The sequence below is a fragment of the Klebsiella electrica genome (genome assembly GCF_006711645.1).
Classification (GTDB): Bacteria; Pseudomonadota; Gammaproteobacteria; order Enterobacterales; family Enterobacteriaceae; genus Klebsiella; species Klebsiella electrica.
Window position 1 is genome coordinate 4756974 of the sequence record NZ_CP041247.1, and the last position, 25356, is coordinate 4782329.

Below are 25356 nucleotides of genomic sequence, written 5' to 3' on the forward strand. Positions count from 1 at the left end.
CTTGATGGTTCAATGGGGGTCCGCACGCGTCTTGCAGAGCAACGCGCGCGGCGGGGACAAGCAACCTATTTGACGAGCGCTTTAGTCATCTCCAGCAGCTGGCGAACGTCCGCCGGGCGGGTATTGCCGCTGGCTTTATCAATGATCGAGCTATAGATGTGCGGAATAATTTTGCTGACCCCCGCGTCGAGCGCGATCTGCAAAATTTCGCTGTAGTTTTCCAGATCGATGCCGCCGGTCGGCTCCAGCCAGAAATCATGGCGGGCGCAGGCCTGCGCCACGGCGACGAACTCATCGCGGTGTTTCAGGCCGCCCATCGGGAAGTATTTGATGGAGCTGCCGCCCATGTCCTTCAGCAGGGCGATGGCGGTTTCCAGCGGTACAATCCCGTCCGGCGCGCCGCTGCTCAGTGGGCCGGTTGAGATCTTAACCCTACCCGGCGTGCCGGTCGGCGACACCAGGCCGTTGACCACGGTCTGGTTCTGCCCGAGCAGCGCGCGGCTGGCGCCGACGCCGGTGAACACCTGATTAACGTGCTGCGGCTGTACCTGACGCGAGATTTCGCTGACCATGGCCGACTGGTTCGGATCGCCCGCTCCCAGTCCTACCGAGAGTGCGTTATCAATCAGCTGCGCGTATTCACGCATATCCGCCACCGCGCTCGCCACGTCCGGATAGTTTTTGGAGAGCACGCCGACCAGGACGTGACCTTCCGCCGCCTCGTAGATCTCACGGGCGTTGTCTTTGCTGCCCGCCAGGACGTTCAGGCATACCCGGTCGCGATAAAAGTTGGGGGTCAGTTTCATGCGTTTTTCTCCTTGTTCAGAACCTCGGCGATGCGACGAGAGACAATCTCCAGCTGCTGCGCGTTCACGCTGCGGACATCGGCTTCAATAATCCCTTCGTTGGCCTTATAGCCGCGGAAGTAGATGGCGTATTCGCCCTGTTTCAGCGCGTCCACCAGTTCGCCGGTGGCGATACCGGTCACGGCTTCATCAAATTTGATTTCGCTACGGGCGATATCACGGCCGGCGCTATCCCAGACCACGCGGGCAGTGACGCCATTAAGCGTATTCAGCTGGTTAAGGAACGGCGTCATTTTGGCGACCATCTCATCGCCGCTCTCTTTGCGCGCCAGCAAATAATGTTCAATCGCGCAGGTCAGGCCGAGGATCCCCTCTTTACCCACCTTCATCGCCCGGCCAATGCCTGCCGACTGGCGTTTCACCCACTCAACGTACTGAGTTTTGCCCACCACCAGACCGCTGGTCGGCCCTTCAATCGCTTTCGCGCCGCTGTAAATCACCAGATCAGCACCGGCGCGGTAGTAGCATTGCAGGTCTTCTTCTGCCGCCGCATCGACGATCAGCGGCAGATTATGTTTACGCGCCACAACCACCGCTTGCTCTACGCTGAGCATGCTTTTCTGCACGCAGTGGTGAGATTTGATATACAGAATCGCCGCCGTACGCGGGGTAATCGCTGCCGCCAGCTGGTCAGCGGAACATTCGTTGGCGTAGCCCGCCTCCACCAGCTTGCCGCCGCCCAGCGCGACCATCGTACCCACCGGCGCGCCGAAATTGACGTTGTGGCCTTTCGGCAGCACGATTTCGTTGTTCTCAACCGGCGTGACATGTAGGTTTTCCAGCAGCCAGTTGCTGTCTTTCACCAGCACCGCCGCCACCGACTGCGCAATCCCCGCCGAGGCGCAGGAGACGACGGTCGCCCCTTCCACATCCAGCAGCCGGGCAATGTATTCCCCGGTTTTGTTCACCAGGTCTTTCATTTCGAAGTAGTGATTCATGCCGCTCATCACCGCCTCCACCACTTCCGGGCGCGGGGTGGAGACGCCTAACGCCGTCATGCGACCGGAGGTATTGATGACTTGCTTGAGATGGTATTTTTCAAAAATCGAAGGCATTTTCCGCGCTCCCTTGTTCGGTCAGATAGCCCTTGCCTGCGCGAATCGCGGCAAGCGGCACCAGAATTTTGTCAGCCTGCAGGCTCTCTTTTTCCGCGTCGACCAGCACCGTCGGCGCATGCTGCACGCTAAACAGCGTTAAATCGGCATCATAGCCCACGGCCAGCTGCCCTTTGCTCTTCAGGCGCAGCCCACCGGCGGCGTTCACGGTGACACAGTCAATGACCTGCGGCAGCGTCATGCCGATGGCGAGAAACTTCGACATCACCAGCGCCAGCGAGCGAACCGGGCCGTCAATGCGGTTGCGGCAGTAAATATCGGAACTGATGCTGTGCGGCAGAATGCCCATCGCAATGGCCCGTCGGGCCACGTCAAAGCTGAAGCTGGCGGTACCGTGGCCGACATCAAGCCGCACGCCGCGCTGCAGGGCGCGGGTAATCGCGCTGCGCAGCTCGCCTTCCGGCGTCAGGATGCGGTTCGGTTTGCCGTTATAGCAGTGGGTAATGATGTCGCCTGCGCTGAGCCGCCCGGCGATGTCGTCGAGATTCGGCGGGTTGTTGCCGATATGCACCATCAGCGGCAGAAAGCCGTTTTCCCGCTGGATGGCTTTCGCTCGATCCAGCGGCGTAATCCCGTTCTCGCCGACAACGCTGCTGCTCATGCGCGCCTTCAGGCCGACGATAAAGTCCGGGAGGCGTGTGACCGCCTGCTTCACCGCATCCGCGTCAATATGGGCCATATTGGCCAGCTCGTTCTGGGCAATCAGCCCGACGCGGGAGATATTGAGCAGCGCATACACTTCGGTGGTGGCCTGGCGGGTCAGCTGATAAAAGTCATCGACATCGTCCGCGCCGGTGCTCCCGGCATCGATAACGGTGGTGACACCGGTGGCGATACCGACGCTGTCCGGCTGGTCATGATAAATTGGCGACTTCGGGTAGCAGTGAACGTGGGAATCAATCCAGCCGGCGCTGACATAATAATTGCCGTGCAGATCAACGGTTTTACGCGCTGACGCGCTAATCTCGCCCAGCGCGGCAATTTTTCCGTCGTGGATGGCGATATCGGTCAGGGTATCGTCGACGAGGCGCGCACGGCGCAGGAGTAGATCAAACATAGGTATCTCCTGTTAAGGCGGGCGCATACGCGCCCGTTGGTGTCACAGCGCTACCGGGAATAGTGAACCTAAAATCATGGCGCCGAGGATGGCACCGCCAGTGATAGGCTTCTGCCAGATGTAAAACAGCAGCGCGCCGACCAAAGAACCGATACCGATAGGAATCGAGGCGGTCATGGCGCTGAGGATAATCAACGGCCCGAGGAAGCGGCCTGAGGCGTTACCGGCCCCCATCATCACATCGGCGCCGTAGGTGGAGTCGCTCTGATTGATGGTGAACTTACGCGCCAGAATGATGATGTAGCCAATCGCCAGGCCCAGCGCGAGACCGGTCGCCAGCGAGGCGGCAAAGTTCGCCACCGGAAAGACAACGCCAGCCCCGAGCAGCAGCGCCGGAACGCCAAGACCCACGCCGGTCTGAATGGCGCCGCCGATATCGAGGATCCCGACCAGCGAGCCTTCGATAATACGGGCGAAGAGGAAGCTGGCGCCAAACGCGGCCACCGCGCCATAAGCGCCGGTATCAATGCCCGCTTTCAGCATGGCCACGAAAGCCACTTCGTTAAACGCGCCGATACCGTAGAGGTAATACATGTGGGTCCCGGCGAAAACGCCGGAGGAGAGCAGACCAACAAAGATCGGAAACGACCAGTCGGCATACCAAAAACCTTTATTCTGTTCCATGTCGAGGCTCCTGTTATTTGCCGCTGAGCGAGTTGTGGATCAGATCCAACCAGTTCGGCACAGTCAGATGGAAGGATTGCAGTGTCTTAATGTCGAAGCCGCGGAAGAAGGCGCTCAGGACAAACAGCGCGACAATGGCCGACATCATCACTTTGGTGACGCGGTTCCAGCCGCTCTCTTCTACGCCTTTACCGATCAAGATCCCCAGCACCAGGCCCGGTACGGCGTTGCCCATGATAAGCTGCGCTGCGCCGCCGAAAATGGTGGCCCAGAAGCCCGATTTTTTACCGGCATCGATGGCCGCCAGCCAGAAGATTACCGGCATCACGGTGTTAACCAGCAGGTTAGCCGCCGGGACCAGCACCTTAACCGCGGTGACCTGCAGCGCTTCCGGTACGGAAGAGGCGGTCAGGTTTAAGAAGGCGACCACCAGCATGCCGATGATGCCGCAGGCAATCGCCATTTTCTTCGGATCGTGCAGCGTTTCGCCGACGTTACGGTTTTTCAACATCAATGCCGCGGCGCCCCAGTTCGGGATAATGCGGTGATCGACGTCCTGAGTGAATGAGCCCGCTGCAACGGAAGAGGCCCAGGCGTTAAAGAAGAATCCCAGACCAAAGGAGAAGTGGGAAGCCGGATCGCCTTCGCAGGAATTCAGCTCGCCCAGGGTACGAAACGCCCCCATCCCCTGAGTGGTAGGCGCATGAAACATGCGTGCCGCTCCGGCGCCCACTCCGACGCCGACCAGGCCGCCGATAATGAGCGATTTTATTAAAATTATCAGGAACATAGTTTAACCCTATGATGAAATTCAGGTTTGCGTGACGAAATCCACTTTCTCGACATCAATGGCCGTCACGTTGACGGTGACATCCAGCTCCACGCTGTAGGTCCGTCGTTCACGACGTAAAAAGAAGAACAGAAACGCTTCTTTACGCGTCGCTTCATGCGCACGAACAACCTTCACATCCTGTGGCTCAATACGCAGTAAGATATGCGATGAGGTTTTCATCACCGCTGCCTGTACATGGTTCAGGGCGTCGGCGAAGGCCCGTGCTTTGCTTTCGCCTTTCCCCTTCACGCTCACCGTGGTGGTGAATTGTTCTTTCATGCTTACGCGCCGTATTTCTTTTTCCAGGCTTCCACCAGGCGCTCGCCCAGATCTTCTTTATCCATAAAGCCGAAACCCAGAACGTTGTAGCCTTCGTTGATAGCGGTCACGCCTTCATCAACGGAGCGCATGCCATATTTTGCCTTGTAGCCGTGCTTGTTCTGCGCGGTGATGGCGCCTGCGCCGCCGCTGCCGCAGAAGGAGATGCCGAAGGTGGCGTTTTCTGCTTTCATCATGTCGCCCAGCTTCATATCGGCGGCAACCCCCGGTACAACAACCGCACGAGCACCGGCTTTTTCCGCGCCAGCGGCCACTTTTTGCCCTTTACCCAGGCGGTCGCCAATAACCACAGTAATCTGTTCCATTTTATTGCTCCTTACAGGTTGTCTTTTGCTACTTCGAAGTGGACCGACAGCAGCCAGGACTCTTCTTCTGGCAGGTTGCCGAATTCCGCGACCACTTCGCGGGCAAGCATCATTGAATCTTCTGAAATTTCTTCAAACAGGCTGGCATCCACTTCCGGCAGCGGCTCGCCGCTAATCGACCGGTGGGCCATCGCCCGCACGTGGGAGGTCAGCATCTGCTGCTGGACGGCGTTGGGGATGATATTGCGACGGCTTAACAGCGCATAAACCCGCGGCAGCATCTTCTCAGCCAGCAGCTCGGTTTGCTTTGCCTGTTCCCCTACGTCGTTTATTACCGCTCCGTTATTCACTAGTGTTACCCCGTTGATGTCTCTGAGGATAAAACTAGCGCCGGGACGGAGGAGTTTGTAGCGAGTTGTTTTCCACTTCGAAGTGGAAAGGCGGACGGCTTGCGTGATCCATTGCACATAATCGGCGTGAAACTGACGAGAAGAGGATGTTTTGGGCGAAATCGCGTGATGAGCATCACAAGAAATCATGGCGCTGGCGGTTGCCGTTGCCTGAAGAAGCGGAAAAGAAAAAGGAAAAAGTGTGATGCCAGCAGGGTTTTATCGTGGGGGGATGTGCAGGAGGCCTCGACAGCAGCCTCCTGCAACAGGCATTAGCGGTATTTCTGATGGTAGGTGTTACGGGTCGCTTTGAACCCTTCAGCGGCAGCCTGCGCCTCTTTCACTTTACCTTCTTCCGCCAGCTTCAGCGCACCGTCAATCTGACCAATCAGAATATCCAGACCGTGACGATAGTCTTTCATTTCCGCACTGTCCGCCGCTTTGCCTTCCAGCTTCTCCGGGGTCGCTTTCTGCGCATCCACGGCGGCACCGCGCATCTTCGTCAATGCCGCTTTCAGTTCGCCGGCATCGGAGGTTTTCTGCACCACCTGCAGGTTTTTCGCGATGGTATCCATATCTTCGCCCAGCTCAGCGGCGAACGCCGAAACAGACCCCATAGTCAGGGCGGAGACAGCCAGCATTGCTAACAGTTTTTTACGCATTGCTCACATCCTTTTTTATTATTTAAGCAAACGGGCGCTGCAAGGAGCGCCCTTCTGTACAGGTTATTCTGCAAACTGCATCTTGAATAGTGGGGATAATCCGCAATTACTGTCCGGCGATTTTCATCTCAGGCAGCAGTACGGAACCGCACTGAATGTTGCTGCGCAGCTCGATATCGTCACCCACAGTGACAATATTACGCCACATATCTTTCAGATTTCCTGCGATGGTGATTTCGCTTACCGGATACTGAATCTCGCCATTCTCAACCCAGAAGCCAGAAGCGCCGCGCGAATAATCGCCGGTCACGCCACTGACACCCTGGCCCATCAATTCGGTGACGACAAGTCCGGTGCCCATCTCTTTAAGCAACTTTTCAAAACTCAGGCCGCGGCCGTTAATCCGCCAGTTATGAATGCCGCCCGCATGCCCGGTGCTCTTCATCCCCAGCTTGCGCGCCGAGTAGTTGGTCAGCAGCCACTGCGTCAGCACGCCGTCTTTAATAATGTCGCGACGTTGCGTGCGCACGCCTTCGCTGTCGAACGGTGTCGAGGCCAGCCCTTTCAGCAGATGCGGATGCTCTTCAATCGTCAGCCACTCCGGCAGAATCTGCTGGCCGAGGGAGTCGAGCAGGAACGTCGATTTGCGATAGACCGCGCCGCCGGCGATAGCGCCGACCAGGTGCCCAAACAGCCCGGTGGCCACTTCGTTGGCAAAGATAACCGGTGCTTTCATTGTCGCAAGTTTACGCGGCGCCAGGCGAGACAGGGTGCGGCGGGCACATTCGTCGCCGACCCACTCCGGGGTATGCAAATCCTCGAGCGCGCGGCCAATGGTGTAAGCGTAATCGCGCTCCATATCGCCGTTCTCTTCCGCGATAACGCAGCTGGAGAGCGAATGGCGGGTTGAGCAGTAGCTTTGCAACATGCCGTGGCTGTTGCCGAACACTTTAATGCCGTAGTGGCTATTGAAGCTGCCGCCTTCGGTATTCGTAATGCGTTTATCCGCCTGCAGGGCGACCTGTTCCGCGCGAGCGGCCAGCTCGATCGCCTGATCCGGGGTCACTTCCGCCGGATGGAACAGGTCAAGATCCGGGGCGTCAAAGGCCAGCAGCTCTTTATCCGCCACGCCGGCAAACGGGTCCGGGGAGGTATAGCGGGCAATATCCAGCGCCGCCTGCACCGTGCGGGCAATTGCCTGCGGGCTCAGATCGGTTGAGGAGGCGCTTCCCTTGCGGTTCTGATGATAAACGGTGATGCCTAACGCACCATCGCTATTAAATTCTACGTTCTCCACCTCGCCGTAGCGGGTGCTGACGCTGATGCCGGTGGTTTTGCTGACGGAAACTTCCGCACCGTCTGATTTGCCTGCCGCCAGTTCCAGCGCCGTGGTCACGGCCTCTTCCAGCGTCTTGCGCTGTTGTGCAACTTGAGAGATGACTTTCATCGCTAATGCCATAATGTAGGAAGGTGTTAAGTGAAGTCTAACAGAGAACCGTTTTTCAGTGCGCGCCTTAACTGGTAACATTAGCCTCTTTTTTTAAGGAGCCTGAGATGACTAAGCAGCCCGATGACTGGCTCGACGACGTGCCCGGTGATGACGTTGAAGATGAAGACGATGAAATTATCTGGGTCAGTAAAAGTGAAATTAAACGTGACGCGGAAGAACTGAAGCGTCTTGGCGCTGAAATGGTTGAGCTGGGAAAAAACGCGCTGGATAAAATCCCGCTCGATAGCGACCTGCGCGACGCCATTGAACTGGCCCAGCGTATCAAGAAAGAGGGTCGCCGCCGCCAGATGCAGCTGATTGGTAAAATGCTGCGCAGCCGCGATGTCGATCCGATTCGCCAGGCGCTGGACAAGCTGAAGAACCGCCACAACCAGCAGGTTGCGCTGTTCCATAAGCTGGAAATGATTCGCGACCGCCTGATTGAAGAAGGCGATGATGCGGTACCGGAAGTGTTAAACCTGTGGCCCGACGCCGATCGTCAGCAGCTGCGTTCGCTTATCCGTAACGCCAAAAAAGAGAAAGAAGGCAACAAGCCGCCGAAATCCGCGCGTCTTATCTTCCAGTATCTGCGTGAACTGGCTGAAGGCGAAAGCTAACTCCGCGTTTGCCCGCCAGATTTTCCCGCAGGCGGCGCTGTGCGCCTGTCCGGGCTACCGGATAACGCTGTACCTGTAGCCCGGCAAGCGATAGCCTCGCCGGGAATATCCGCTCTCTACGCGCTCCCCCACCTTCATTCCTGATTCCTCATTCCTGTTTCCTGATTCGCGCCCTGCCGTGTGCCCGCTCTTTATGAGTCGACAAAAAGCTGAATCGTTAAAGCTAATAACGTTTAAATTCACATTTTTAAAGTAGGATTAATTGCATTTTGCTTATAAAAAGCGATCTTTATCGCATTTAAAAGTTTAAAAATGCGCATTTACTCACCAGGTGAGGCACTTCACATTTTCATCAACCGCTTACAATTAGATTCCCTTCATTAGCAACACAATCGATTCAGCAAAAAGGGATGAAAAATGAAAAAAGTATTCGCTTTAACGGCAATCGCGATGATGATTTCAGGGCCTGTTGCAGCAAAAACCTGGTTGCTGACAAGCGCTGAAAACGGCACAGATAAAGGAAACTGGCAAATAGACAGCGATCAGCTGAAGATAAAAGATCATAACTTCAGCATCGAACAAAAAGTCCTCCACGGCGGCAAACAGGAAGGCAGTAAAATTCTCGTCATCCGCAGTAAAGATGGCCTGACTATTACCCTCAGCCCGACCCGTGGTATGAATCTGCTGAAAATTGAAGGCTTCGGCACGCGAATGGGCTGGGATTCACCGGTGAAAGAGGTGGTCAACCCGGCCTTTATCAACCTCGAAAGCCGGAACGGCCTGGGCTGGCTGGAAGGTTTCAATGAAATGATGGTGCGCTGCGGCTACGAATGGACCGGCCACCCGGTGACCGCCGATGGACAGATTTATACTCTGCATGGCAAAGCCGGCAACACGCCAGCATCGCAAGTGGAAGTCGAGGTTGCCGATACCGCGCCATATGAAATTCGTATCCGTGGGCTGGTGAAGGAGAGTACCTTTAAGAAAGCTGATTTGCAGACCATGACCGAGTTGCGCTATGTCCCCGGCAGCAACAGCTTCAGCCTGCATGATGTCTTAACCAACCACGCGGATTACCCGCATGACTACCAGATCATTTATCACAGCAATTTCGGGAAACCGATTCTGGAAGAGGGGGCACGTTTTCTGGCCCCCATGTCCAGCATCAGTCCGTTCAACGACTACGCTAAAGCGGGTTTGAAAACCTGGCAAACCTACGCCGGTCCGACCAAAGGTTTCGACGAGATGGTATTCAATATTCAGCCGCTGGCAGATAGCAACCACCAGACGCTGGCCGCCGTGGTCAACAAGGCGGGAGATAAAGGGGCATCTATCCAGTTCGATACCCGCCAGCTGCCGGTACTGACGCTGTGGAAAAATACCGATACCGAAAAACAGGGCTATGTCACCGGTATTGAGCCGGGCACCAGCTATGCCTATCCGGTCACCATTGAGCGCGAACAAAAACGCGTGAAGCAGCTTCAGCCAGGGGCCAGCACGCAGTTTGACCTGACCTATACGCTGCTGCACAGCAGCGAACAGGTTGCCGACGTTGAGAAGAAAATTGCGGCAATTCAGGGCGATACGAAAGTGGCGGAAAACGAAACGCCGATCGCGAAGGAGTAATTTAACGCGCTAAGCCTACCCGGGTTGCGGCGTCAGCGCCCGACCCGGGCGACAAAACCAGGCCGCGCTGACCCATAGCCCGGCCAGCGTAGCCCCCAGGGCGAAGAGTTATCTGGACGCCTCTGCCTTTTTCGCCAGCTTATCCAGCAGCTTCTGGTGAATGCCGCCAAAACCGCCGTTGCTCATCACCAGGATATGATCGCCCGGGTGCGCGGTTTTCACCACCATATCGGCCAGCGTATCAACATCGGCGCTCCAGTACGCCGGCTGCACGCAGGCGTCCGCCACTTCCGCCACCTGCCACGGAATGTGCTGCGGCTGGAGCAGGAACACTTCGTCGGCGCGGCCCAGGGACGGCGCCAGATCGTCTTTGCAGACGCCCATTTTCATGGTGTTCGAGCGCGGCTCAAGCACCGCAAGAATGCGGGCAGTACCACCGACTTTACCGCGTAGCGCCTGCAGGGTCGCGAGGATCGCCGTCGGATGGTGGGCGAAATCGTCATACACGGTGACGCCGTTGGCTTCGCCGCGCAGCTCAAGGCGGCGGCGGGCGTTGATAAAGCCGCCCAGCGCATTAGCGGCATCGGCCGGCAGCACGCCAACATGACGCGCCGCGGCAATCGCCATCAGGCCGTTATGCATGTTGTGTTCGCCGACCAGCTCCCACTTCACTTCCCCGACCTTCTCGCCGTCCAGCCAGACTTCCCACTGCGAGGCATCGGTGTTCAGCTTTTTCGCCTGCCAGTGGCCCTGCTCGCCCACCAGTTCCTGTTCGCTCCAGCAGCCCATCGCCATCGTCTGTTTCAGGTTGATATCGTTTTCCGGCAGGATAATTTTGCCTTTGCCCGGCACAATACGTACCAGATGATGGAACTGTTTCTGAATGGCTTTCAGGTCGTCAAAGATATCCGCGTGATCGAACTCAAGGTTATTGAGGATCAGCGTACGCGGGCAGTAGTGGACAAATTTGGAACGCTTATCGAAGAAGGCGCAGTCATACTCATCGGCTTCGATAACAAAGAACGGGCTGCCGCCCAGACGCGCGGAGACATCAAAATTGCCCGGGACGCCACCGATCACAAAACCGGGCTGATAGCCGCAGGCTTCGAGGATCCAGGTGGCCATTCCGGCGGTCGTCGTCTTACCATGGGTCCCCGCCACGGCCAGTACCCAGCGGTCGCGCAGGACAAAATCATGCAGCCACTGCGGGCCGGACATATACGGAATATTGTTTTCCAGCACCGCTTCGACGCACGGATTGCCGCGAGTCATCGCATTACCGATGATCACCAGATCTGGCCGCGGTTCCAGCTGGCTGGCATCATAGCCCTGAATTAAATCGATCCCCTGGTTTTCCAGCAGGGTACTCATTGGCGGATAGACGTTAGCATCCGACCCCGTTACCTCATGACCGAGGGAACGCGCCAGCATCGCCAGCCCCCCCATAAACGTGCCACAGATACCTAAAATATGAATGCGCATTCGTCCCTTCCCTCTTTAATCTGCGATACATTTTACCCGTATGTATGCATCAGAGAAATGTATTTCAGGTTAATCCGTTTTTTGCTGGTGCGATTCACCTGTGCGATTTTTTTTTATTCTTTGTTAAGATTGTTGCGTTCGTTTTACTTCACATAAACATGCAGGGAACGGGTTATGAAAACGTTAGGTGAATTTATTGTCGAAAAGCAACACGAGTTTTCCCACGCAACCGGCGAACTTACTGCTTTGTTGTCGGCGATAAAGTTAGGCGCCAAGATCATCCACCGCGATATCAATAAGGCCGGTCTGGTCGATATCCTGGGTGCCAGCGGTGCTGAAAACGTCCAGGGTGAGGTACAGCAAAAACTCGACCTGTTCGCCAATGAAAAATTGAAAGCTGCACTGCGAGCGCGCGATATCGTGGCTGGGATCGCCTCTGAAGAAGAAGATGAGATCGTTGTCTTTGAAGGCTGTGAACACGCGAAATATGTAGTGCTCATGGACCCTCTGGATGGCTCCTCTAACATCGACGTTAACGTCTCCGTCGGGACTATCTTCTCCATCTACCGTCGCATAACTCCGGTTGGAACACCGGTCACCGTTGAAGATTTCCTGCAACCGGGCAGTCAGCAGGTCGCGGCAGGCTATGTCGTTTATGGCTCTTCCACCATGCTGGTCTATACCACCGGCTGCGGCGTGCACGCCTTCACCTACGATCCTTCTCTTGGCGTTTTCTGCCTCTCTCAGGAGCGCATGCGCTTCCCGGAGAAAGGCAACACCTACTCCATTAACGAAGGTAACTACATCAAGTTCCCGCTGGGGGTGAAGAAGTACATCAAGTACTGTCAGGAAGAAGATACCGGAACCCAGCGCCCCTACACCTCGCGCTATATCGGTTCCCTGGTGGCGGACTTTCACCGCAACCTGCTGAAAGGCGGCATCTATCTGTATCCGAGCACCGCCAGCCATCCGGACGGTAAGCTGCGCCTGCTGTACGAATGCAACCCGATGGCGTTCCTCGCCGAACAGGCGGGCGGTAAAGCCAGCGACGGTAAAGAGCGTATTCTCGATATCATCCCGACCAGCCTGCACCAGCGTCGTTCTTTCTTCGTCGGCAACAACCATATGGTTGAAGACGTCGAGAACTTCATTAAAGAGTTCCCGGACGCGTAACGCCTCCCTTCCCCTCCCGCCCGGGAGGGGAATTTTCCGCTAACGATGCGCCGTTCCGCTGACCCGGGTAACCGGTGAGTTCTGTCGGTTTTCCCACAGCACCGTCAGACCCCGCTGCAACGCGATAAAAACAAACAGCAAAATCCCGATGGCAATTTTTGTCCACCACGAACTCAGGGTCCCGTCGAAGTTAATGTAGGTCTGAATCAGCCCCTGAATCGCTACCCCGAACAAGGTGCCGAGCACCGTCCCGACGCCGCCGCTCAACAGCGTGCCGCCAATGACCACCGATGCAATCGCATCCAGCTCAACGCCAACGCCGGCAAGGGCATACCCGGCCTGGGTATAGACAGAAAACACAATCCCCGCCAGCGTCGCCAGCCCGGTAGACAGCATATAAATACGAATGGTGGTCCCGCGCGTTGAAATCCCCATCAGGTTAGCCGAAACGGCGCTGCCGCCGATGGCGTACACCTGGTTGCCGAAGCGGGTGCGATGGGCCATAAAGATACCCGCCACCACCACCAGCAGCATCAGCAGCCCCATCGCGCTCAGACGCCCGCCGCCGGGAATCGTCCACGCCAGCCCGGAGAGGGTGTCGTACACCGGGTGATCGATAGGAATCGACTCTTCGGACACCAGATAGCTGACGCCGCGCAGAAAGAACATCCCGGCGAGAGTAATAATAAACGCCGGGATTTTCAGCGCATCGATAAACCAGCCCATCAGCGCGCCAAACGCGCAGCCCATCGCCAGCACCAGCGGGAACGCCAGCAGCGGATCGATGCCCCAGGCGCCAATGGCCTTCGCCAGGAACACGCCGGTAAAGGCTATCACCGACCCGACCGAAAGATCGATCCCGCCGGAGAGGATCACAAAGGTCATCCCGACGGCAATGATGCCCAGAAAGGCGTTGTCGGTCAGAATGTTGCAAATCACCCGCGTCGAAGCAAAGCCGGGAAACTGGGTCAGGCAGTACAGATAGCCCAACACAAAGACGGCCAGGGTTATCATCAACGGTAAATTACGTTTTATCATGGCCGCGTACTCCTTTCAGTAAGCCAATAAAGCGCGGCGACTGGACGATCAGTACGCACAGCACTACCACCGCCTTCACCACCTGATTCATCTCCGGCGGGAAGCCCGACAGCAGGATCCCGGTATTCATCCCCTGAATGATCAGGGCCCCGACCACCGAAAGTAGCAGGTTAAAGCGCCCGCCCATCAGCGATCCGCCGCCGATCACCACCGCCAGGATGGCATCCAGCTCCAGCCACAGCCCGGCGTTATTGGCATCGGCGCCGCGAATATCCGCCGCCACGATAATCCCGGCAATGGCCGCGCAGATACCGCTCAGCACATAGGCCAGCATCACCACAATCCGGGTATTCACCCCGGCGTTTTTCGCCGCGCGGATGTTGATCCCCACCGCTTCGATAAACATCCCCAGCGCCGTCTTGCGGGTAAAAAGCCAGAACAGCAGGAGCGTCGCAGCGGCAATCAGCACCGGCGTTGGAAACAGCAGCAGCGAACCGCTGCCGAGCCAGGCCAGGTGCGGCGAATCGAAGGTCACGATCTGCCCGGAGGTGATCAGCTGCGCGACGCCGCGTCCGGCGACCATCAGAATCAGCGTGGCCACAAAAGGCTGGATCTTCAGGATAGCCACCAGAATCCCGTTCCATAAGCCCGCCAGCGCCCCCGCCGCCAGCGAGGCCAGCAGCACCACCGGCAGACTGTGTCCGGCAACGGTCATCGAGGCCGCCGTCGCGCCGGCAATCGCCATCACCGCACCAACCGACAGGTCGATTCCGCCAGTGGCAATGACCAGCGTCATGCCTATCGCCAGCAGCGCCACCGGCGCCGCGCGGTTGAGAATATCAATCGGGCTGCCGAACAGGCGCCCGTCCTGTAACACAATCTGAAAGAAGTGCGGCGCCACAAAGCTATCCACTACCAGCACGAGGATCAGGGCGATAATTTGCGGCATACCTTTCGGCCAGTTGAAGCGCCGCTTTGGCTGGCCGGTTTGTGGAACTGATCGGGGCATCATGGGTTACTCCTTATGCCGCAATAGCGTTCATGATTGCCGGGACAGAAAGCTCGGCTAGCGGGATCTCCGCTACCTGCTTACGATCGCGCATGATAATTACCCGGTCGGCATAGCCCACCAGCTCCTCCAGTTCCGAGGAGATAACCAGCAGCGCCAGACCATCAGCGCACAGGGTTTCAATCAGGCGGATAATCTCCGCATGCGCGCCAACGTCAATCCCGCGCGTCGGTTCATCGAGGATCAGGAACTGCGGTTTGGTCAGCAGCCAGCGGGAGAGCAGCACCTTCTGCTGGTTGCCGCCGGAGAGAAATTCGATCGGCTGTTCGGCGCTGGGAGTGCGAATACCGAGCTGGCGGATAAAGCGATCGGCAATATCATTTTGCTCGCGTCGCGGAATCGGCCGCAGCCAGCCGCGCTGGGCCTGCAGTGCGAGGACGATATTTTCCCGCACCGATGCCGCGGCGATAATCCCGTCGGTTTTACGATCCTCAGGGCAAAAGCCAATGCCCAGGCATGAAGCCTGGTGCGGAGAACGCAGCCCCTGCGCTTTACCTTTGATCCACGCGGTGCCGCTGTCTGCCGGTTTGATGCCGAAAATGACCTCGGCGGTTTCCGTGCGTCCGGAGCCGAGCAGCCCCGCCAGACCGACTATCTCGCCGGGGCGCACCTGGAGGTTAAACGGCGCGATAACGCCTTTCTTGCCAAAACCCTCAAAGGCGGCGACCGGTTTGTCGCTCAGTAAAGTCCGGCCCGCGCGATGCAGGGCATCGTGCTCCAGCTCACGGCCAAGCATCATCTTCACCAGTTCGATCTGCGGCAGTTCGCGGGTTTCCCGACAACCGACAAAACCACCGTTGCGCAGAACGGTAATCCGGTCGCTGACGGCATACACCTGATCGAGGAAGTGGGTGACGAAAATCAGACTGACGCCTTCATCGCGCAGCCGACGCATCAGGGTGAAGAGCATCTCCACTTCCTGGGTATCCAGGCTGGCGGTAGGCTCATCAAGAATTAACACTTTTGCGGACAGGTCGATGGCCCGACAAATAGCGACGATCTGCTGCATCGCCACCGAAAAGCGGTTCAGCGGTTCGCGGACGTCGAGGGAAAAACCGTAGGACTCCATCAGCGCGGTGGCGCGCTTTTCCATCTCTTTACGCCGCAGCAGGCCAAAACGGCGGGGTTCGCGGCCGATAAACAGATTGTCCGCCACCGACATGTTCGGCAGCAGGTTAACCTCCTGATAAACCGTCCCGATGCCCAGCTGCTGGGCATGAGCGGTATTCTTCGGCGATATTTCCTGCCCCTCCAGCCAGATAGCTCCACGATCGGCGTGATAAACGCCGGTAAGGGCTTTAATCAGTGTGGATTTACCCGCTCCGTTTTCGCCCAACAACGCCATGATTTCACCGCGCCGCAGGCTGAAATTGACGTTATCCAGCGCCTTCACACCGGGGAAAAATTTGCTCAGTCCCTCGGTACGCAGGATCTCCTGGTGTGCTTCGCCGTTCATGATGTCCCCCTCCCCTAATCCTCTCCCCACAGGGGGAGAGGGAATGCAACCTTGCGGTCTGATAACCCTCCCCCTCCGGAGAGAGGGTTAATTCACTCAGTAGCCCATGTTTTTCTTCTTCTCGAGCTCTTCTTTCGCCGTATCCGGTAAATAAAGCGTCGATTTGGTAATGGTCAGTTTTTCAGGCAACGTGCCGTCTTTCTTATATTTTTCCAGCGCATCAAACGCCGGACCCGCCATGTTCGGCGTCAATTCAACGCTGGCATTCGCTTCTCCGGCGATCATGGCTTTATAGATATCCGGTACGCCATCAATCGAACCGGTCAGGATATCTTTGCCAGGCTTCAGCCCGGCTTCTTTAATCGCCTGAATGGCGCCAATCACCATGTCATCGTTATGGGCGTAGACCATACAGATGTTCTTGCCGTTGTTTTCAGCTTTGATAAAGCTCTCCATCACCTCTTTGCCTTTACTGCGGGTAAAGTCGCCAGACTGAGAGCGGATAATTTTGATATTTGGGGATTTGGCAATGGCGTCAGCGAAGCCTTTCTTCCGGTCAATCGCCACGCTCGCCCCAACGGTGCCCTGCAGCTCAACCACGTTACACGGCTTGCCGTCGACGGTTTTCACCAGCCAGTCACCAATCAGCTGACCTTCCAGCACGTTGTTGGCGGTGACGGTGGTCATGTAGAGATCTTTGTCTTTCACATCAATCGAGCGGTCGAGCAGAAATACCGGAATTTTGGCCTCTTTGGCCTCTTTCAACACCGGTTCCCAGCCGGTCGCGACAACCGGGGCGATAAAGATGGCGTCGACGCCCTGGGCGATAAAGGAGCGGACGGCTTTAATCTGGTTTTCCTGTTTTTGCTGGCCGTCGGCAATCTTCAGAGTGATTCCGCGTTTCGCGGCCTCCTCCTTCGCAACGTTGGTTTCGGCAGCACGCCAGCCGGATTCAGATCCGACCTGCGAAAATCCTACGGTCAGAGGGGCAGCCATTGCCATAGACGACATAGCTGCGGAAACTGCTGTGACAAGAAGTAAGCGCTTCCACATAAAAAAGGTCCTCGTCGGGTTGCTTTGGGTTAAATCGTCATCTGCGAACAAACTATAGACAACTCGTGATGTAACTGAATGCGTTACATCACACTTCGAAAAAGTAAATTAAATGTTAATTGCCGCGATTTAATCCAGCTGAGAGCAGATAAGGCTTCCCGTAGCTCACGTCTGCCGACGCATGAGGTGAAATTTTTCGCATGTTGAGAAATCAAACAGATGCAATGTAAACGGTTACATTGTTTTATTCAGGATGTGGCTATGTTTATGGATTTTCAGGTTGTTTTTCGAGGGTAAATTCTGAGTGATTAGCGGCGGGCAAAATGAAAAGAAGCGAAGACATTCGATGCGAGTTGGCTATAATACCAGGCACTTGTTTGCCATACATTTTAAAGGAAACAGACATGAGCTTACTCAACGTACCTGCGGGTAAAGATCTGCCGGAAGATATCTACGTCGTGATCGAGATCCCGGCTAACGCAGACCCAATCAAATACGAAGTCGACAAAGAGAGCGGCGCGCTGTTCGTTGATCGCTTCATGTCCACTGCGATGTTCTATCCGTGCAACTACGGCTATATCAACCACACCCTGTCTCTGGACGGCGACCCGGTTGACGTACTGGTCCCGACGCCGTACCCGCTGGAGCCAGGCTCTGTGATCCGCTGCCGTCCGGTTGGCGTACTGAAGATGACCGACGAATCCGGTGAAGATGCGAAACTGGTTGCCGTACCGCACACCAAGCTGAGCAAAGAGTACGATCACATCAAAGATGTGAACGACCTGCCGGAACTGCTGAAAGCACAGATCACCCACTTCTTCGAGCACTACAAAGACCTGGAAAAAGGCAAATGGGTGAAAGTTGACGGTTGGGACAATGCTGAAGCGGCTAAAGCTGAAATCATTGCTTCCTTCGAGCGCGCTAAGAAGTAATTCTGCCGCACTCAGATTATCGAAAACACCGCCTCAGGGCGGTGTTTTTGCTTATGGCCCGGAGCCATCTCCCGGGTGGCGGCTAACGCCTTACCCGGGCTACAACTCCCCCACAGGCGATAAAGCCAGGCACCGCACCCGCGTAGCCCCGGTAAGCACAGCGCCACCGGGGAGCAAACGGCGCCAGTGCCACAGGCCCGCCCGCAGGCAATGCGCCAGGCGATCAAGCCAGACACCGCACCATGCCCGTAGCCCCGGTAAGCACAGCGCCACCGGGGAGCAAACGGCGCCAGTGCCACAGGCCCGCCCGCAGGCAATACGCCAGGCGATCAAGCCAGATACCGCACCCACCCGTAGCCCCGGTAAGCACAGCGCCATCGGGGAGCAAACGGCGCCAGTGCCACAGGCCCGCCCGCAGGCAATACGCCAGGTGAAAATCCCCAACACCGCACCCACCCGTAGCCCCGGTAAGCGCAGCGCCACCGGGGAGCAAACGGCGCCAGTGCCACAGGCCCCCCGCGGGCAATACGCCAGGCGATAAAGCCAGGCACCGCACCCACCCGTAGCCCCGGTAAGCACAGCGCCTCCGGGGAGCAAACGACGCCAGTGCCACAGGCCCGCCCGCAGGCAATACGCCAGGCGATCAAGCCAGGCACCGCACCCACGTAGCCCCGGTAAGCACAGCGCCACCGGGGAGCAAACGGCGCCAGTGCCACAGGCCCCCCGCAGGCAATACGCCAGGCGATCAAGCCAGACACCGCACCACCCGTAGCCCCGGTAAGCACAGCGCCACCGGGGAGTAAACGGCGCCAGTGCCACAGGCCCCCCGCGGGCAATACGCCAGGCGATCAAGCCAGACACCGCACCACCCGTAGCCCCGGTAAGCACAGCGCCACCGGGGAGTAAACGGCGCCAGTGCCACAGGCCCCCCGCGGGCAATGCGCCAGGCGCTCAAGCCAGACACCGCACCCACCCGTAGCCCCGGTAAGCGCAGCGCCACCGGGGAGCAAACGGCGCCAGCACCACAGGCCCGCCCGCAGGCAATACGCCAGGCGCTCAAGCCAGGCACCGCACCCACGTAGCCCCGGTAAGCGCAGCGCCACCGGGGAGCAAACGACGCCAGTGCCACAGGCCCGCCCTACCAGCCCGGTCAATAAGCTTTTTTATGTCTGCCATTGACCTGTACCGGGTGAATGACAGACATAAAAACAACGCCACCCGAAGGTGGCGTTGCCGTGGTTAATACTGGTCTCTGTCTAACCAGTTGCCGTTTTCTATCAGCGTAAAGCCCTCAACGGGGCGCTGATAGACATACATCCATGCGCTGCCATAAGGCGTCTGGATCAGGTGACGTGCGTACTCACCACCCTTGGTGCGCAGCGCGTCCAGTTCGGCCAGCGTTGATGCGTCAATACGATACACTTCACCATGTACTGTGCCTTCGCCCGGCACCGCGCCTGGATAGTGGCCCAGGCTGTACAGCTGATAATCGTTGACACTATGATCGCCCAGCCACTGAGCGTTGGTCATCCAGTGGCTGTTGCCTTGTTTGCGTCGTAAACTGCCGTAAACAAATATTCGCATTGCTAAAACTCAAACTGATAGAGCAAATCGAGAGCCTGGCCTACGCCAGACACCGCTTCCAGATATAGCTTAGGCATCAGGCGATAGCGTAACGTCAACGTCGCCAGGGAATCAAAGATCCCTACCCCATATTTTACCTGCAGACCCGGCAGCACATAGCCGCTGACCACCACCTGGGAGGAGTCGCCCACTCCCTCGGTATCCAGCGCCAGATTGCTTACGCCAAAAGTCTCGCCGATTTTACCCACAACCTGACCACTTTGTGCAACCCCCATACCAATAAGCATTGAGGTCATTGCGGCGCTATCGCTCTGTCCGCTGCTTAAACCCTGCCCTCGCAGCAGGTAAGAAAGCGCTTCTTGCTGCGACATAACCGGGTCAGAGAAAATCTCTGCTTTCGGCTGATCGGCCGAGCCGGTCACGCGAACGCCAGCGATCACGTCGTTTTCTGTCGCATCCGGGTTGCGAATGGCTTCGATATTCAACAGCGGTTGATCCGGCGGACCGGAGAACAGCAGCTCGCCTTTACGCACAATCAGGTCCTGACCGTAGGCATGGAAGCGACCTTCCGGGATGTTAATCTGCCCGTTCAGGCCCAGCCCCTGTTTATCCTGAGCCACTTTTAAATCGCCGGTCAGACGCGCTTTCAGACCAAAGGCGTCGAGACGAACGTTGTTGCCAACGTGAATCGTCAGGTTACTGTTGATAGGGATACCGGCGCTCTGCTGCTTGATAGGCTGCAGATTTTTATCCAGCATCACTTCATCAGAAGAGACCCCAACGGCGCTCTCCGGCACTTCATTAACCACGATACGTGCCCAGGGGACATCAACGCGACCATCCAGGCTAAATAAACTCGGCGTAGCGGTAAAGACGACGTCCGGTGACACGTCCAGACGCACCATCGGCGGCACGGTAATCCGCACCCGGCTACCTTTGGCGGCTACCTGCGCCCGCCAGTTGTCGATCTGAGTCCAGTCGGCGTTGCCGCTCAGGCTGATTTGGCCCTGTTTGGTATTCACGGTGCCCTGCAGCGTTGAGCGGGTGCCGTTGAAATTCATCGCCAGCTGGCTCGGCTGCATATCAAACGGCATAAAGTTGCCGTCAACCTCCACACCGTTCAGCTGCATTTGACCGTACAGCTGCGGGCTCTGTACATCGCCGCCGAGGCGCAGGTTGGCATTGAGCTTCCCTTGCGCCTTCTCTCCCCGGGCGAAGATCGGGTTAATCATCGCCAGCGAGAAGTTATTGATATTCACATTACCGCCGAGGTTGCGGCGCCCCTGCGGGTCGGTAACCTGAACCTGCCCATCCAGCTGACCGTTGTTGGTCAGGCGAATCAGCCAGCCGAGCTGCGCACGGTTGTTATGCAGATCGGCCGTCAGGTTCAGCGTGTCGAAGGCCACCGGCAGCGGCGCATCGTTGACCGTCTGGGTGACTTTGACATTGCGACCGTTCAGCGTCACTTTACCCTGCGGCAGCCCCTCTTTGGTGGTGTCCCAACTGACATCCGCATTGCCGCTGAATACGCCGCTGGCCTGGGTCGCCTCCGGCATAAACGGCTTCAGCATCGCCAGATCAAAGCGGTTAAGATTGACGAGCGCCCGTCCGCTGGCGCCAGCATCGATGGCCTGCGGCACGCATAGCTCAGCATTCGGGTTAGTCCAGCAGTGCGGCCCGATACTGATTTTCTGCTCGCGATTACGGTAATCCAGCGCGATGGCACGCGTCAGGGAGACCGGACCAACCGGCGTCTGGAAGCGGGTATTGCTCAGCGTCCCTTTCCAGCGTTCCTCTTTACGATCGAAGCTCCCCGCGAGCGACAGCTGCCCGGAAACCGGATCGCCCTGCACTTTCAGCTGCAGGTCGTGTTGCTTCTCGTTCCCTTTGGCATTGAGCTGCACCAGACTGATATTGACGCCCGGCTGGCTGATCCGCTCAACGCGCACATCAAGATTGCCGCCGATCTGGTCGCTGGACTTCACATCACCCTTGACGTTGACCTGAGCGATGGCCAGCTCCTGCCAGCGCAGGGCGCGGGCGGTGATATCCGCCAGCAGCTGCGGTGCATCAACGGTGCCGCGCACCTTCAGCAGCCCCTTCGCCGTGCCGCCAAGGCCTGGCAGAGCATTGTCCAGATTAGGCGCATCGATGGTGGCATCAAGATTCAGATCTTTAACCCCCAGCTCGCCTTTCACCTCGGCGCTGTTCTTACCCAGCGCCAGGTGCAGCCCGGGGATTTTCCACTGCATGTAGCTGTTACCCTGCAATGAACCGCTGACATCGACCTTATTCTGCTTAACGTTACCGGTGATTTTCAGCTCCGGTACCGACATCTGCCAGCTTCCACCGTACAGGCTGCCCTGAGTTTTAATCATCCCGTTCAGCTTCGACGGCCAGTCCGGGACCTCTTTGGCGGTGTTGATGCCGTCGAGCGTCAGCTCGCCGCGCCAGCTGATGGCCTGCTGCCAGTCCAGCAGCGCTTTCAGTTCAGTTTTCCCCTCCAGCGCCGCAACGGTCAGCTTATCGAGGTTAACCTGCTGTTCGTTCCCTTTGGCGTTGAGGGTGATTTTCGCCGGCGGCAGCGATGGCCCCTTCACCGCGGTACTGAACGCCATGGTGTAGTCGGTCATCTTGCCGTTAAACTTCAGCAGCACATCGTCGGCCTGGAACTGTTTTTCGCCGCTGAACGGCCAGTACAGCTGTTTACTCTTCAGTTCCATATTCAACGGCAGTCCGGCTTCCGCCAGCTGCGCGTCAGCACGTAATGTCATCGCCACGGAACCGGCTAAATCCACGCCGATCTCCAGTTTTTTACGCACTTCGCCGCCGACGGTCAGCTTCACCTTCTCGCCTTTCAGCGGATCGATGTTCAGCGTACTGTTGAGGGTGATGTCCACCGGCCAGTTGTCCTGCAGCTGCGCGGTGCCCGATGCAGTGACCTTGCCCTGATCGGAGTCGATATCCAGGGTATCCAGCCGCATTTTCCCGTCGATACTGCTGACTTTCAGCAGCATGTTGTAGACGGTCATATCGGTATCGCCGGTGACGCGCAGCTGCTCTCCGCGGAACGACTGGATATTCAGGTTCAGCGGCAGATGCACGTCGGCCATCTCCGGCAGCACCGGCCGGGAGAACAGCGCTTTCATCGTCTCGCCGAGCGGTTTTTCTTCCGGTTTCGGATTGTCGATCTTCGGTTCAACGACCTGCTCTTGCGCCACTTTTGCTACTTTCGGCAATGCGATAAGCAGCCCCTGCAGCGAGGTTGGCGTCAGGGTCAGATTCTTCTCCTGCCAGTTCAGACCGGTGGCGAAGTCGCGCAGCGAAACGGCGGTATCGTCAATTTTGACGTTGACGTTATGCAGCGCCACCCGGCTCAGAGTGATGGGATAAGGCGTGGAGAGATTCAGCGGGCCGCTATCTTCTTCTTTAACCGGCGCCGCCGGCGGCATCTTGCTGGTGTCGATCGCCACGTAGATATCGCGCAGCGAAATATCGTTGACGCACAGGCTGCTGTCCCACAGGCAGCGCAGCCTGACGCCGAGGTGGAACTGACCAGCGGTGACCGCGACGCCCGGCTGTTCAAAGCGTACGTTTTGCAGCGTCAGATCACGCCAGCCGCCGGTCACCTTGCCGATTTCCAGTCCGGGAACCCAGCGGTCCGCCGCCTTCAGCACCAGATGCAGGCCGCTGGTCGTGCCGACGAGGAATGCGACCGTCCCCAGCAGCAGGACCAAAAAGATCAGTACCCCGAGGCTTATCTTCTTCCATAAACTCATAATTCAGGCCCCAGACCGATGTAAAACTGTAAACCGTGCTCATCTTTGTCGCCGACCGGCGCGGCAATATCCAGCTTGATCGGGCCAACCGGTGACTGCCAGCGCACGCCGACGCCGGTGCCGGTTTTAAAATTGCTTTTACGGATATCGCTCACCGCTTCGCCGCTGTCAACGAAGACTGCGCCCCACCATTTTCCGCTGACGTTGTACTGATACTCCAGCGAACCGGTCGCCAGCTTCGAGGCCCCCATCAGTTTGCCATCGTCATCCCTCGGCGAGATCGATTTGTATTTATAGCCGCGAATACTGCGGTCGCCACCGGCAAAGAAACGCAGATCCGGCGGGACCTTGTTGAAATTATCGGCTTCAATCCAGCCGAGGTTGCCGCGCACCACAAAACGGTGGCGATCGTAGAGCGTGCGGATCCACACATCCTGCGCCTGGGCGACGATGAAGTTAATATCCGAGCCCCACATGGTGTTGGAGTAGTCCACCGAATAGCGCTGGGAGTCGCCCCAGGTCGGCATCAGGCCACCGCGGGAGCGGGTACGGTTGACCGACACCCCGGGATAGATAAGCATTGTGGTGTTGGTGACGTTAGCCTGAGTAAAGTGGTCGAGGCTCCAGCGCAGGTTCAGCGCGCGCTGCCAGCCGCTCGACATCTCCCAAAAACGCGATACCCCGAGGGTCGTGGAGTCGGCTTTCGTATCGTTAAGATCCGTACGTTTAAAGCCGCCCTGCATCAGGTAGTATTGCTCCAGCGGACTTTTTAACAGCGGCACTTTATAGCTGAAATCAAGCTGCTGTTCAGGAGCGGAAAGGCTGAGACTGGAAGTCAGGCTATGCCCGTAGGAGTTCATCCACGGCTTTCTCCACGTCCCTTTGATGCGCGGCCCGACGTCGGTTGAGTAGCCGACCCCGGTTTCAACGGTATTCTCTTTACGCGGGGAGACTACGCCCTGCAAAGGCAGAACTTTAGTCTGTCGGGACTTTTCAAACTGCGGCGCCACAACCACGGAGCTGAACCAGCCGGTTGCCGCCAGCCGGCGGTTGAGTTCCGCCAGATCCTGCGAGGTGTAGTAGTCGCCCTGTTTGAACGGCACCAGATTTTGCAGATATTCGTCACGAATTTGCGAGCCTTCAAAAGTGACCGGACCAAAGCGATAGCGTTCGCCGCTGTTGTAGTCGATATCCCAGAAGGCCTGATGGCGGTCGAGAGAAACGCCAAGTTGGCTTTTAATGAATTCGCTGTCAAAGTAGCCCTTACGCAGCGCAACCCGCGTGAGCGAGCTCTTGAAGCTGTCATAATCGCCATGATCGAGGACGGTGCCGATAGCCGGGCGGTTTTTTAACAAATCCAGGTAGTCGCGGTCGGTGCGCGCACCGCCCCGCAGAATGACTTCCGTGCCGCCAATACGTACCGGTTCACCTGGCGTGACTTTGGCAATCAGCACCTGTCGGCCTTTTTTCGGCGGCGGACGGAGGTCGAAAACGATTGTCGGTTCGTAGTACCCCAGGGCCTTCAACCCTTCGCGAATCGCATCATCAACGCGCGCACGAAAGCGGCGATCCGGCGTGACTTCGTCGCTCTGGATCGTAGAAAGTTGAGCCCGGACGTTTTTTTCCAGCTCCCCGGATAACCCCTCAACCTGCAAACGCACGCTCGCGGCGCTAGCGATCCCGCTGACCAGCAAGAGGCTGGTGATACATAACTGGCGGATTTGTAGCACGTTTTCTCCTGAATATCCTTGTTTCCCCCCGAAGGAAACGAAAGCGCCGTTCCACGGCTTAATAAACCCCCAACGACTT

Annotated in this window: 24 protein-coding genes; 4 read left to right on the forward strand and 20 right to left on the reverse strand. The window is 57.4% G+C overall.

What is annotated here, in order from left to right; genetic code table 11:
* Positions 1-65 precede the first annotated feature (65 nt).
* The 10 genes from dagF to pmbA form a co-directional block, all read right to left on the reverse strand.
* Positions 66-806: a 2-dehydro-3-deoxy-phosphogluconate aldolase gene (dagF, locus tag Electrica_RS22710; protein WP_141965463.1), complete on the reverse strand. Its 741-nt coding sequence runs from the start codon at positions 804-806 to the stop codon at positions 66-68.
* Complete coding sequence (locus Electrica_RS22715; protein ID WP_100685379.1) at positions 803-1921, reverse strand: DgaE family pyridoxal phosphate-dependent ammonia lyase; 1119 nt, start codon at positions 1919-1921, stop codon at positions 803-805. Before Electrica_RS22715 ends, dagF begins: the two co-directional genes overlap by 4 nt.
* Positions 1905-3038 carry an amidohydrolase/deacetylase family metallohydrolase gene (locus Electrica_RS22720; protein WP_131049427.1) on the reverse strand — a complete coding sequence of 378 codons (1134 nt, stop codon included), beginning with the start codon at positions 3036-3038 and terminating at the stop codon, positions 1905-1907. The genes Electrica_RS22715 and Electrica_RS22720 overlap by 17 nt, the downstream gene beginning before the upstream one ends.
* 42 nt (positions 3039-3080) lie before the next feature.
* A complete protein-coding gene (locus Electrica_RS22725) occupies positions 3081-3722 on the reverse strand; it encodes a DUF4310 family protein (RefSeq protein ID WP_100685381.1) in 642 nt (213 codons plus the stop codon).
* A gap of 13 nt (positions 3723-3735) precedes the next feature.
* Complete coding sequence (locus Electrica_RS22730; protein ID WP_100685382.1) at positions 3736-4512, reverse strand: DUF4311 domain-containing protein; 777 nt, start codon at positions 4510-4512, stop codon at positions 3736-3738.
* A gap of 21 nt (positions 4513-4533) precedes the next feature.
* Positions 4534-4833 carry a DUF4312 family protein gene (locus Electrica_RS22735; RefSeq protein WP_131049426.1) on the reverse strand — a complete coding sequence of 100 codons (300 nt, stop codon included), beginning with the start codon at positions 4831-4833 and terminating at the stop codon, positions 4534-4536.
* 2 nt (positions 4834-4835) lie between these two features.
* On the reverse strand, positions 4836-5198 hold the full coding sequence (locus Electrica_RS22740; RefSeq protein WP_141965464.1) for an SFCGS family glycine-rich protein: 363 nt from the start codon (positions 5196-5198) through the stop codon (positions 4836-4838).
* A gap of 11 nt (positions 5199-5209) precedes the next feature.
* Positions 5210-5548, reverse strand: a complete 339-nt coding sequence (locus tag Electrica_RS22745) for a glycine dehydrogenase (RefSeq protein WP_100685384.1) — start codon at positions 5546-5548, stop codon at positions 5210-5212.
* A 311-nt stretch (positions 5549-5859) separates the two neighbouring features.
* Positions 5860-6249 carry a cytochrome b562 gene (cybC, locus tag Electrica_RS22750; protein ID WP_100685385.1) on the reverse strand — a complete coding sequence of 130 codons (390 nt, stop codon included), beginning with the start codon at positions 6247-6249 and terminating at the stop codon, positions 5860-5862.
* 106 nt (positions 6250-6355) lie between these two features.
* The gene (pmbA, locus tag Electrica_RS22755) at positions 6356-7708 is read right to left on the reverse strand and encodes a metalloprotease PmbA (protein WP_100685386.1); all 1353 of its coding nucleotides are present in this window, start codon (positions 7706-7708) and stop codon (positions 6356-6358) included.
* A 95-nt stretch (positions 7709-7803) separates the two neighbouring features.
* On the opposite strand from pmbA, the gene yjgA reads away from it, so the two are divergent.
* On the forward strand, positions 7804-8355 hold the full coding sequence (gene yjgA, locus Electrica_RS22760; RefSeq protein WP_004857200.1) for a ribosome biogenesis factor YjgA: 552 nt from the start codon (positions 7804-7806) through the stop codon (positions 8353-8355).
* A gap of 417 nt (positions 8356-8772) precedes the next feature.
* A complete protein-coding gene (locus Electrica_RS22765; protein ID WP_141965465.1) occupies positions 8773-9981 on the forward strand; it encodes an aldose 1-epimerase family protein in 1209 nt (402 codons plus the stop codon).
* Positions 9982-10089: 108 nt separating this feature from the next.
* Here Electrica_RS22765 and mpl read toward each other — a convergent pair whose 3' ends face one another.
* On the reverse strand, positions 10090-11463 hold the full coding sequence (gene mpl / locus Electrica_RS22770) for a UDP-N-acetylmuramate:L-alanyl-gamma-D-glutamyl-meso-diaminopimelate ligase (RefSeq protein ID WP_100685389.1): 1374 nt from the start codon (positions 11461-11463) through the stop codon (positions 10090-10092).
* Between the two features lie 174 nt (positions 11464-11637).
* On the opposite strand from mpl, the gene fbp reads away from it, so the two are divergent.
* Positions 11638-12636, forward strand: a complete 999-nt coding sequence (fbp, locus tag Electrica_RS22775; RefSeq protein WP_131049424.1) for a class 1 fructose-bisphosphatase — start codon at positions 11638-11640, stop codon at positions 12634-12636.
* Between the two features lie 39 nt (positions 12637-12675).
* Here fbp and yjfF read toward each other — a convergent pair whose 3' ends face one another.
* From yjfF to ytfQ, 4 genes are all read right to left on the reverse strand, one after another.
* Positions 12676-13674 carry a galactofuranose ABC transporter, permease protein YjfF gene (gene yjfF, locus Electrica_RS22780; RefSeq protein ID WP_141965466.1) on the reverse strand — a complete coding sequence of 333 codons (999 nt, stop codon included), beginning with the start codon at positions 13672-13674 and terminating at the stop codon, positions 12676-12678.
* The gene (gene ytfT / locus Electrica_RS22785; RefSeq protein ID WP_100685392.1) at positions 13661-14686 is read right to left on the reverse strand and encodes a galactofuranose ABC transporter, ATP-binding protein YtfT; all 1026 of its coding nucleotides are present in this window, start codon (positions 14684-14686) and stop codon (positions 13661-13663) included. Before ytfT ends, yjfF begins: the two co-directional genes overlap by 14 nt.
* A 10-nt stretch (positions 14687-14696) precedes the next feature.
* Complete coding sequence (ytfR, locus tag Electrica_RS22790) at positions 14697-16199, reverse strand: galactofuranose ABC transporter, ATP-binding protein YtfR (protein ID WP_100685393.1); 1503 nt, start codon at positions 16197-16199, stop codon at positions 14697-14699.
* A 96-nt stretch (positions 16200-16295) separates the two neighbouring features.
* On the reverse strand, positions 16296-17252 hold the full coding sequence (ytfQ, locus tag Electrica_RS22795) for a galactofuranose ABC transporter, galactofuranose-binding protein YtfQ (protein WP_131049422.1): 957 nt from the start codon (positions 17250-17252) through the stop codon (positions 16296-16298).
* Between the two features lie 404 nt (positions 17253-17656).
* On the opposite strand from ytfQ, the gene ppa reads away from it, so the two are divergent.
* Entirely contained in the window at positions 17657-18184 is a 528-nt protein-coding gene (ppa, locus tag Electrica_RS22800) for an inorganic diphosphatase (protein WP_004857176.1), read from the forward strand.
* Between the two features lie 99 nt (positions 18185-18283).
* On the opposite strand, the gene Electrica_RS22805 is transcribed toward ppa, so the two are convergent.
* The 5 genes from Electrica_RS22805 to tamA all read right to left on the reverse strand — a co-directional run bounded on the left by Electrica_RS22805 (position 18284) and on the right by tamA (position 25277).
* Positions 18284-19045: a hypothetical protein gene (locus Electrica_RS22805; RefSeq protein ID WP_141965467.1), complete on the reverse strand. Its 762-nt coding sequence runs from the start codon at positions 19043-19045 to the stop codon at positions 18284-18286.
* Positions 19033-19338, reverse strand: a complete 306-nt coding sequence (locus Electrica_RS22810; RefSeq protein WP_141965468.1) for a hypothetical protein — start codon at positions 19336-19338, stop codon at positions 19033-19035. The genes Electrica_RS22805 and Electrica_RS22810 overlap by 13 nt, the downstream gene beginning before the upstream one ends.
* An 85-nt stretch (positions 19339-19423) precedes the next feature.
* Positions 19424-19768, reverse strand: a complete 345-nt coding sequence (locus tag Electrica_RS22815; RefSeq protein WP_004857174.1) for a gamma-glutamylcyclotransferase family protein — start codon at positions 19766-19768, stop codon at positions 19424-19426.
* Between the two features lie 2 nt (positions 19769-19770).
* Positions 19771-23547, reverse strand: coding sequence for an autotransporter assembly complex protein TamB (tamB, locus tag Electrica_RS22820; RefSeq protein WP_141965469.1), 3777 nt, complete (start codon positions 23545-23547; stop codon positions 19771-19773).
* Complete coding sequence (gene tamA / locus Electrica_RS22825) at positions 23544-25277, reverse strand: autotransporter assembly complex protein TamA (RefSeq protein ID WP_100685593.1); 1734 nt, start codon at positions 25275-25277, stop codon at positions 23544-23546. The genes tamB and tamA overlap by 4 nt, the downstream gene beginning before the upstream one ends.
* Positions 25278-25356: the final 79 nt, after the last annotated feature.